At 46.6% G+C, this 9,366-nt stretch carries 9 protein-coding genes; 5 read left to right on the top strand and 4 right to left on the bottom strand.

The annotated features are described in order from the left end of the window. The first annotated feature begins 258 nt into the window (after positions 1–258). From EOO50_RS17295 to EOO50_RS17315, 5 genes are all read left to right on the top strand, one after another. Entirely contained in the window at positions 259–2,121 is a 1,863-nt protein-coding gene (locus EOO50_RS17295; protein WP_290841536.1) for an ABC-F family ATP-binding cassette domain-containing protein, read from the top strand. 204 nt (positions 2,122–2,325) lie between these two features. Next, complete coding sequence (locus EOO50_RS17300) at positions 2,326–3,792, top strand: circularly permuted type 2 ATP-grasp protein (RefSeq protein ID WP_290841537.1); 1,467 nt, start codon at positions 2,326–2,328, stop codon at positions 3,790–3,792. Next, positions 3,785–4,708: an alpha-E domain-containing protein gene (locus tag EOO50_RS17305; RefSeq protein WP_290841538.1), complete on the top strand. Its 924-nt coding sequence runs from the start codon at positions 3,785–3,787 to the stop codon at positions 4,706–4,708. The genes EOO50_RS17300 and EOO50_RS17305 overlap by 8 nt, the downstream gene beginning before the upstream one ends. 245 nt (positions 4,709–4,953) lie before the next feature. Next, a complete protein-coding gene (locus EOO50_RS17310) occupies positions 4,954–5,928 on the top strand; it encodes a transglutaminase family protein (RefSeq protein ID WP_290841539.1) in 975 nt (324 codons plus the stop codon). Between the two features lie 67 nt (positions 5,929–5,995). Beyond that, positions 5,996–6,769, top strand: a complete 774-nt coding sequence (locus EOO50_RS17315; protein ID WP_290841540.1) for a class I SAM-dependent methyltransferase — start codon at positions 5,996–5,998, stop codon at positions 6,767–6,769. Here EOO50_RS17315 and EOO50_RS17320 read toward each other — a convergent pair. From EOO50_RS17320 to EOO50_RS17335, 4 genes are all read right to left on the bottom strand, one after another. After that, complete coding sequence (locus EOO50_RS17320) at positions 6,766–7,017, bottom strand: Rho termination factor (protein WP_290841541.1); 252 nt, start codon at positions 7,015–7,017, stop codon at positions 6,766–6,768. The genes EOO50_RS17315 and EOO50_RS17320 overlap by 4 nt on opposite strands. An 89-nt stretch (positions 7,018–7,106) precedes the next feature. Next, positions 7,107–7,802, bottom strand: coding sequence for a hypothetical protein (locus EOO50_RS17325; RefSeq protein ID WP_290841542.1), 696 nt, complete (start codon positions 7,800–7,802; stop codon positions 7,107–7,109). A 1-nt stretch (position 7,803) separates the two neighbouring features. After that, the gene (locus EOO50_RS17330; RefSeq protein ID WP_290841543.1) at positions 7,804–8,493 is read right to left on the bottom strand and encodes a hypothetical protein; all 690 of its coding nucleotides are present in this window, start codon (positions 8,491–8,493) and stop codon (positions 7,804–7,806) included. Between the two features lie 195 nt (positions 8,494–8,688). Further along, entirely contained in the window at positions 8,689–9,351 is a 663-nt protein-coding gene (locus EOO50_RS17335) for a hypothetical protein (protein WP_290841544.1), read from the bottom strand. Positions 9,352–9,366: the final 15 nt, after the last annotated feature.

Here is a 9,366-nt window from a genome sequence, read left to right on the forward strand (position 1 = left end):
TCGACTTTCGACTAACGCATTTCCAGATCGTTCGTTGGGAACTTCGGGCGGTTTTTTTTTTCGATTGACGCGAACGATTCCCATTTGCGCGAGGGATTGCAGCGGCATCCTTTTGTGAGGCACGAGCAAAAGATACAGCGGAAAGCCCGACGGCGGCTCCCGTAAGTTCCTTGTTTGAAAAATTGTCGTCGCCGCCGACGCGCCCAAACTCTAAACTTTAAACCCTAAACTTTAAACCTTAAATCCTACCTTTGCGCCATGAATTACCTTTCAGTAGAAAACATCTCCAAATCGTACGGGGAACGCACGCTGTTCGAGAACATATCGTTCGGCATCAACAAAGACCAGAAAATTGCTTTCATCGCGAAAAATGGAACCGGAAAAACCACGATCATGAATATTTTGACTGGCGCCGACGAAGCCGATTCGGGCCAGGTCGTGATCCGAAAGGAAATCAAGATGGCATTCTTGTCGCAGGTTCCGCAATTGCAGGACGAACTCACGATCGAGGAATCGATTTTCGCGAGCGACAACGAAATCCTAAAAGTCATCGAACAATACGAGAAAGCGCTTGAAAATCCTGACGATGCCGATGCTTACCAGAAAGCGTTCGACAACATGGACCGACACAACGCCTGGGATTTCGAGACGCAATTCAAGCAGATTTTGTTCAAACTGAAACTCGAGGATTTCAAGCTCAAGGTCAAGAATCTTTCGGGCGGACAAAAGAAACGCCTCGCGCTTGCTATAATTCTCATCAGCCGACCGGATTTGCTGATCCTCGACGAACCGACGAACCACTTGGATCTTGAAATGATCGAATGGCTCGAATCCTATTTCGCCAAGGAAAACATCACGCTTTTCATGGTCACGCACGACCGATTTTTCCTCGAGCGCGTATGCAACGAGATCATCGAACTCGAAAACGGTAAACTGTATCAGTACAAAGGCAATTACTCCTATTATATAGAGAAGAAGGAAATGCGCATCGCGGCCGAGAATTCGTCGGTCGACAAAGCGCAGAACGTGTTCAAACGCGAACTCGAATGGATGCGCCGACAACCCAAGGCGCGCACGACCAAATCGAAATCGCGTCAGGACGATTTTTACGTGATCAAAGAAAAAGCCCAAAGCAGGCGACGTGAAAACCAGGTCGAACTCGAGATCAATATGGAACGTCTTGGTTCGAAAGTCATCGAATTGCACAAGGTTTCCAAGAAGTTCGACGAAAAAACGATCCTGAACGCGTTCGATTATGACTTCCAACGCGGCGAACGAATCGGCATCATCGGCAAGAACGGAACGGGAAAATCGACGTTCCTGAATATCGTAACCGGAGGCATTCCGCCTGATTCGGGCAAAGTCGTGATCGGCGATACGATCAAGATCGGTTATTATACGCAAAGCGGCATCAACCCAAAACCCGGACAGAAAGTCGTCGACGTGATCAAGGAATACGGCGAATACATTCCGCTTGCGAAGGGTCGGACGATCTCAGCGACACAATTGCTCGAGCGCTTTTTGTTCGACCGAAAAAAACAGCACGATTACGTCGAGAAATTGTCGGGCGGAGAATTAAAACGATTGTATTTGTGTACGGTTTTGATCCAGAACCCGAACTTCTTGATTCTCGATGAACCGACGAACGACCTTGATATCGTGACACTCAACGTACTTGAGAATTTCCTTTTGGATTATCCGGGCTGTCTCGTCGTCGTTTCGCACGACAGGTATTTCATGGACAAGATCGTCGATCACATGTTCATCTTCCGCGGACAAGGCGAGATCGAGGATTTTCCAGGGAATTATTCCGACTTCAGGGCGTATGAGGACAGCATCGAACCCGTAAAAGATGATTCTCCGAAAGAGAAAAACAATTGGAAACAAAAGGAAGTCAAGTCGAATTTGACGTTCAACGAGCAAAAGGAATTTTCGAAAATCGAACGTGAAATCAAAGATTTGGAATTCAAGAAAAAGGAAATCGAAAAATTGTTTTCGGACGGAAAAGTAGCCGACGCCGATATCTCCAAAAAAGCCGAAGATCTTCAAAAAATCATCACCGAGATGGAAAACAAGGAAGAACGCTGGTTCGAATTGAGTTCCAAAAACGAAGGCGCGTAACCATAAATTCATACTTATTTTTGTCCAGCCGCAGATTTGCGAATTCGCGGCTAAAAAATATATGCGGTATTTCGTTCAAAAATTACATCCTTGCCAAAAATAGGGTCACTCTATTAAATTAATCAGATTTGTTCACTGACAACCCTAAAAATATTAGGGTTACTTAATCATATTCGTTAATTTGCCTATCACCAAACAGGCAAAATGGCAATCACAAAAATTCTTGGCGCGTACAATCGGCTCGACGGGGTTTTCGACGAGATGATGGGCAACGAAACCGTACGCGAGCATTACGCGACGTTCATCAAATCGTTCGGGAATTTGCCCGATTCCGAAGTCGTCCTCAAAAACGAACTCGCCCAAAAATTGTTCATGACGCAAGGCGTGACGTTTACCGTGTACAGCAGCGGCGAAGGCATTGAAAAAATCTTTCCGTTCGATATGATTCCACGCATTATCGAGGCTCAGGAATGGGCGTTTATCGAAGCCGGGATCAAGCAACGGCTGAAGGCGCTCAACATTTTTCTCAAGGACATCTATCACCAACAATTCATCATCCGCGACGGCATCATTCCGGCGGCTTTGATTTATTCATGCCCGAATTACCTGCGCGAAATGGTGAACGTGAACGTGCCTTTCGATATTTATTCGCACATCAGCGGCATCGATTTGATACGCGATTTCGACGGTTCGTATTATGTGCTCGAAGACAATTTACGCACGCCGTCAGGGGTTTCGTACATGCTCGAAAACCGAAAGATGAGTTATCGCATTTTCCCTAATATTTTACCCGAGAACAAAGTGCTTCAGGTAAACGATTATCCTGATATCCTGATCAAAAATCTTCTCGCGATCGCCGACCAAAAAAGCAGTCGTCCGAACGTGGTTTTACTGACTCCGGGTGTCTACAATTCGGCCTATTTCGAGCACACGACGTTGGCGCGGCTAATGGGAATCGAACTCGTCGAAGGTCGCGATCTCGTCGTGCAGAACCAGATCGTGTACATGAAAACCTCGAAAGGCCTGAAACGCGTCGACGTGATCTACAGGCGCGTCGACGACGAATTCCTCGATCCTTTGGTGTTCCGACCCGACAGCGTCCTGGGCGTTCCCGGATTGTATCACGCCTACCGCAAAGGAAACGTCGCGATCGTAAACGCAATGGGAAACGGTGTCGCCGACGACAAGGCCGTATATTCGTACGTGCCCGACATGATCCGCTATTATCTGAACGAAGAACCGCTTCTCAAAAGTGTCCCGACATACAAAATGGAAAATCCCGACGAACGCAAATACGCGATTGAAAACATACGAGAAATGGTCGTCAAGAAAACCAATGAGAGCGGCGGTTATGGCATGTTGATCGGTAATTCGGCGTCGGACGAGGAAGTCGCGACATTCATTCACGAAATCGAAAAAGACCCGCGTTCTTACATCGCACAACCCATCATTAAATTATCGACCGCGCCTTGTTATATCGACGGCGTGCTGCAACCCAGACGTGTCGATTTGCGTCCGTTCGCGCTTTACGGGCCCGACGGCATCGAGATCGTTCCGGGCGGATTGACGCGAGTCGCGTTGCGTGAAGGTTCGATCGTCGTGAATTCGTCCCAGGGCGGCGGCAGCAAAGACACGTGGATCGTCGATTTAAAAAATTCCCAACATGCTTAGTAGAGTCGCCGAGAATATTTTTTGGATGAGCCGATATATGGAGCGCACCAATATCCATTTGCGTAGCCTGCAAAGCGTATACATCGCATCCCAGGACGGCACGCCGATTTTGCCGTGGGAGGATTTGTGCAAGCAATACCATTTCAGCGAAGACGAAATGTGCGCTGAGGCCGGACAGGTTTTGCGCAAGATCGTGTTCGACAGTTCGCTCGATGCGTCGCTCGTCAATAACGTGTTCCGGGCGCGCGAAAACGCCCGAAGCGCGCAGGATCATATCACGAAGGAATTGTGGCAATCATTCAACGACTTCCATCATTTGATGCGCGACGAAAACCTAAAATTCCAGATCGAACACCGCGACCCGATCACGGTTCTGGACCAATTGATCCGGCAATGCATGCTGTATTACGGCATCGTTTCGAATTCGATGTTCCGGCTCGAAGGTTACTATTTCCTGAGGATCGGAGAATTGATCGAACGCGCGCTGTTTTGTCTGATGTTGCTCGAACGCCAATTGTTGTTGACCGATATGAGCAAACCCGATTCGGCCGACGCGACGAGCTGGCGGTATCTACTGATCTCGTTGAGCGGATACGAATACTATCTGCGGTCGAACGCCGGGTCGCTTAATCCCGAATCGATTTACAAACAAATCCTGTTCGAACAGGATTTCCCGCATTCGATCTTGTATGCGCTCAATCAAATCCACGTTTTTTGCAGGAAGCTCAATCAGGATTCGCACGAGGATTCGCATAGCCAAGTGGGATTTTTACTCGGGAAAACCATCGCGCACGTCAAGTTCACCGACGCACCTGGAACGACAAAGGACCGAATCGCATTTTTGGAAACGATACGCGCGCATATTTATCAACTAATCGGCGCTTTCGATGAACAATATTTTAAGGTGGTTTATTAAAAGAGATTGACAGATTTACAGATTGCGGATTTACAGATTTACAGATTGCAGATTTACAGATTGGAGTCGAGAGTCGAATGCAACCAAGCATGTGGATCTCAAACATCGGATAAAACCATATCTGAAAATATGAATTTAAAGAATGTATTTTTACAATCGAAAATTTAAAGTGTAAAATCTTGAAGTCTGACATCTCGAATCTGAAAATCTTTCATCTGAAAATCTGACAATCTAACAAAAATAAAATGCCGCTTTACCACGTAAAACACACTACCCGCTATGAATATCGATCGCCCGTCACCGACAGCGCGAACCAAATCATTTTGCGCCCACAGACAAGCGAGTTCCAGGAAATCAAGAATCATAGGATTTCAGTTTCTCCAAATGTTCCGATCGATTATTTTCAGGATTATTTGGGCAATTCGGTGGGCGTTTTTACGATCATCCAGCCACATTCGTCACTTGAGATCTCATCGGAACTCGATGTTTTGACGCATCCCGTCGTTTTACCGATAAGCCCGTATTCGGCTCAGGAAGAATGGAAAATCGTCGCTGAGAAAAAGCAGGAATTTCCATATCTCGATTTCGTAAAATCAGAGAATTTCGAATGTAAAAGCGAGCTTTTGGATCTGGTACATAAAATTGCCCGTCCCGACCTTTCGGTCATGGAGACCACGACGTTACTTTCGAGTTATATTTTCGAAAATTTCACGTACAAACAAGGCGTGACAAGCATCGAAACCCAAATCGACGACATTTGGAAACTTAAAGCCGGCGTTTGCCAGGATTTTGCGCATCTTTTATTGGAATTGCTGCGGCTGCTCGACATTCCGGCGCGATACGTAAGCGGTTACATCAGTCCGAGCGATGAGGATTTAAGAGGCGTCGGAGCGACGCACGCCTGGGTCGAAGTCTTTATTCCCGACTATGGCTGGCTCGGCAACGATCCCACGAACAATTGTTGGGTGAGCGATCGCCATATCAGGATCGCTTCGGGCCGAAATTTCTCTGATTGCACGCCCGTAAAAGGCACTTATAAAGGTACTTCAAGCCACACGCTGACGGTTTTGGTCGTGATCACGAATGAGCAAAATAAACATGAGAACGCCGAACCGATTGCCCCGACGTATGTTTCTGAAGTCGTGCATGAGGAAGTCGTTGGAAATTTGAATTCCTATCAGGCATTTTTGGAAATGCAGCAGCAACAGCAACAACAGTGAGATTTTGGATTTGAGATTTTAGATTTCAGATTGACGGATTTAGCGAGGGAATCGGTACTTTTGGATGATGTTTTTCGCTTTAAAATCCTATTTTAATTTTCTGTTGAAATCGACGAACCAGCACGGCGTCCACTCGCCATTCGTGTTCGATTTGGTTACGAAGTGCTTTTACGACAAAACAGAATTTCCGGAATACAAGATTCTTAAGAAATATAGAAAATCGCTGCTTTCGAACCATGAAACGATAGAAGTGACTGATTTCGGTGCAGGTTCACGGATTTTCAAATCGAACATCCGCAAGGTTTCGGATATTGCAAAAACGGCGGGGATTTCTAAGAAACGCGCCGAGTTGCTATTTCGGGTGATGAAATATTTCAAACCGAAAAATGTGTTGGAAATCGGAACTTCATTGGGATTGGCTACGTCGGCGCTCGCTGTCGGAAATGAAAATTCAGAAATTACTTCACTCGAAGGTTGCGCGCAAACGTCGAACGTTGCACAAAAAAACCTGCATGATTTCAAATTAAAAAATGTCCGAACTATCGTAAGTGAATTCGAAACCGGCCTTCTCGAGTTTCGACTTTCGACTTTCGACCTTATTTACTTCGACGGCAATCACCAAAAGGACGCGACTTTACGCTATTTCGATTTGCTGCTTCCTACGACGACGAACGATTCCGTTTGGATTTTCGACGACATCCATTGGTCGGAACAAATGACCGAAGCATGGGAAATCATAAAGCAAAACCCCAAAGTTACGGTCACGATCGACACATTCCAATGGGGTTTCGTGTTCTTTAGGAAGGAACAGGAGAAAGAGAATTTCACGATTCGCGCTTAGTTCGTGCGCAACGCGTGCACAAGTTCCTTCTTCGTCATTTTTGAACGGCCTTTGATGCCGACTTTTTTCGCCTCGGCGTAAACTTGTTCCTTGGTCTGATCGTCGTAGGCTTTCGCTTTTCCGCCGCGATGCTCGGCTCCTTTACTGTTGGAAATCCGCGCCGACTTTTCTTTGCTGTAGCCTTTGTCGCGCAGTGCTTCGTATTGGTCCTTGTCTTTGATTTGCGGACCCGGATTTCTTCCTGGCATAACGTTTCATTTTAAAGTTCAAACCTTAAAATTACCAATGCCACGCGCTTTTATTATTACCGCGTTTTACGAAAATCATGTAGGATTTATCACTTGAGTTTCGTGATCCCGATATTGAAAATCTTGGCTTCAAGGTTGACGCCCGAATTGTTGAGTACGTACTTGATTTCAATACTGTCGTTGGCGGCGGCCAAAATGCTCAAGGAACCGCTCGTTCCCCATTCATCGACTGCGTCCAAGTTCGCGGAACCGCGCGAAATGTATCCGATCAAATTTCCATTTTGATAGACGCCGATCACGTATTTACGCGTTCCCGCAGGCATATTCGCCACCGAAAAACTCGCCGTGATCATATAAACGCCGTTTTCTACGACTTTGATTTTACCGTTTCCTGTCACCGAATAACTCGCGTTGTCGATTGAGATCGCATCCGACGAGGTCAATGGAAAATTCGTATACGCGTTCGTCGCCGTGCTTACCGACGTATTTCCCGACGCGAAAACCTTGTTCAACACAATCGAGGCGTTAGACGTTTCGAAAAAGTTCTTCCATCCATTCGACGTGCGTACGAACATGGCGTTGTAAGTCGTATTGAAAACCATCGAACCGTTCAAAGGCGTAGGAATCGCGAGCATTTGGGCGTCGGTCATTCGAGGCGGCAGGAAAGCCTTGTCAGTACTTTCAAGTTGCAGGATTGCGCTCGAACTCGGCGTCGTCGTTCCAATCCCGACTTGGGCGGACGCGTACGATGCGAAAAACAACAGCGATAAGCAAAGCTTTTTCATGTCAATTGAGTTTGGTGATGCAAATGGTTTGGAATACGCTCGTAAGCGCTGCATTGTGGTCGATGAAATATTTAAAAGTGAATACGTCTCCCGCCTGTGCCGGATACATGAGTGTCCCGGTCGTTCCCCAATAATCGACGGCCGTCATTTGGGCGCGCGACTTTATCAGATATCCGATCAGATTTCCGTTCAGGTAGGCAGCGAGGTAAAAGTTTCGGTTTCCCGACGGCATGTTCGACGTCGACAGGGAAGCCGACAGCAGATACACCCCGTTTCGACTAACGGAAACCGTTCCTGCCGAAGGCGACGTGAAATAAGCGGAACTCGTTGACAACGCGTTCGCCGCGGTAAGGTTCATCAGGTACGATGTCGAGGACGAAGTGCTGAACGTTCCGCCGCTTTTGGACAATATGATAGTTGGGTTGGAATTGATGTCGAAGCCTGACCAACCCGAAGCGCCCTGGAAATACGGTAGGTTTTCAGACGTATTGAAAACCATTGAACCAGGCAAAGGCGTAGGTATCGCGGTCATTTGCGCATCGGTCATCCGAGGCATTACGAACGCCGCCGTCGTGCTTTCAAGTTGAAGGATCGCGCAATCGGCTACACTCGCGGTGCCGATTCCGACCTGGGCGAAAGAACAAGCCCAAAAGAGTAAAAAAGCGCCCGTAAAACGTAGCGGATTTCCCATGATTTCGATGTATTTACAGCGTATCGCTCATCAAATGTATAGGATTAAATCCTGATGAGGCCAGTAAATCCGGACATCAAAGTGTTAATTGCGGGAAACCGTAACAACCAATAGTACAGATTGCGATTTTCCATAAAAAAAAGTGACAACCTTTCGCAGATTGCCACTTTCCCTGAATTAATAATCAATAATTAATTAGTTCGCCGCGTCTTTTGCAGCTGCGTTTTCTCCACTTTTAGAGGTAATTCGTTCCCATTTGAATTTCGGAGCGAATTTCACCTTAAGTTCGGCGATCTTACGGTTGTCTTCACCAGACAAACCTTCTTTCTCTACCGTATTTTTACGTGTATCGAGTGCTTCATAAAGCGTCTTTACTTCGTCCAAATCCTCACGGCTGTAGCTTTCTTGATTTTTGTCAAACGCGTTATAGAAGTCGTTGTACACTTTCAGGATGTTGTCTTTGTTCACCCAGGCGAAACTCATGTCTTGCCCTACGGTTCCTTCACCGAAGAATGAATCGCGAAGCTTTTGTTTCGGATCGGCCATCGCTGTTTCAGCTTCCACTTTCGCTTTCAGCTCTTCGAATTTCAACTTGCTCTCGTCAATTTTCTTTTGAGCGGCTTCTTTATCTTTAGCCGATTCCAAAGCTGCTTCAGCCTCAGCTGTTCTTTGTTCGTAAGCGGCCGCGATTTCAGCCCAGTTTGCTTTCGCGTCAGCGGCTGCCATGTTTCCTACCGAATCAACATAAACAACATATGTTTCTACAGTTTTCTCGGCCTTTTCCTCAGCTTCGTTCTTACAAGATGTAAAAGCGACGGCCATAAAGGCAATTCCTAATATTAGATTTCTTTTTTTCATGATATTGGTTTTGAT

Origin of the sequence: Flavobacterium sp., assembly GCF_004211145.1 — a bacterium.
In the GTDB taxonomy this organism is placed as follows: Bacteria; Bacteroidota; Bacteroidia; order Flavobacteriales; family Flavobacteriaceae; genus Flavobacterium.

What these genes read in the sequence shown, in the direction of transcription:
- EOO50_RS17330 (WP_290841543.1), bottom strand. Translation starts at nt 8,493, where the DNA reads ATGGGAAATCCGCTACGTTTTACGGGCGCTTTTTTACTCTTTTGGGCT.
- EOO50_RS17305 (WP_290841538.1), top strand. Translation starts at nt 3,785, where the DNA reads ATGCTTAGTAGAGTCGCCGAGAATATTTTTTGGATGAGCCGATATATG.
- EOO50_RS17310 (WP_290841539.1), top strand. Translation starts at nt 4,954, where the DNA reads ATGCCGCTTTACCACGTAAAACACACTACCCGCTATGAATATCGATCG.
- EOO50_RS17295 (WP_290841536.1), top strand. Translation starts at nt 259, where the DNA reads ATGAATTACCTTTCAGTAGAAAACATCTCCAAATCGTACGGGGAACGC.
- EOO50_RS17320 (WP_290841541.1), bottom strand. Translation starts at nt 7,017, where the DNA reads ATGCCAGGAAGAAATCCGGGTCCGCAAATCAAAGACAAGGACCAATAC.
- EOO50_RS17300 (WP_290841537.1), top strand. Translation starts at nt 2,326, where the DNA reads ATGGCAATCACAAAAATTCTTGGCGCGTACAATCGGCTCGACGGGGTT.
- EOO50_RS17335 (WP_290841544.1), bottom strand. Translation starts at nt 9,351, where the DNA reads ATGAAAAAAAGAAATCTAATATTAGGAATTGCCTTTATGGCCGTCGCT.
- EOO50_RS17315 (WP_290841540.1), top strand. Translation starts at nt 5,996, where the DNA reads ATGTTTTTCGCTTTAAAATCCTATTTTAATTTTCTGTTGAAATCGACG.
- EOO50_RS17325 (WP_290841542.1), bottom strand. Translation starts at nt 7,802, where the DNA reads ATGAAAAAGCTTTGCTTATCGCTGTTGTTTTTCGCATCGTACGCGTCC.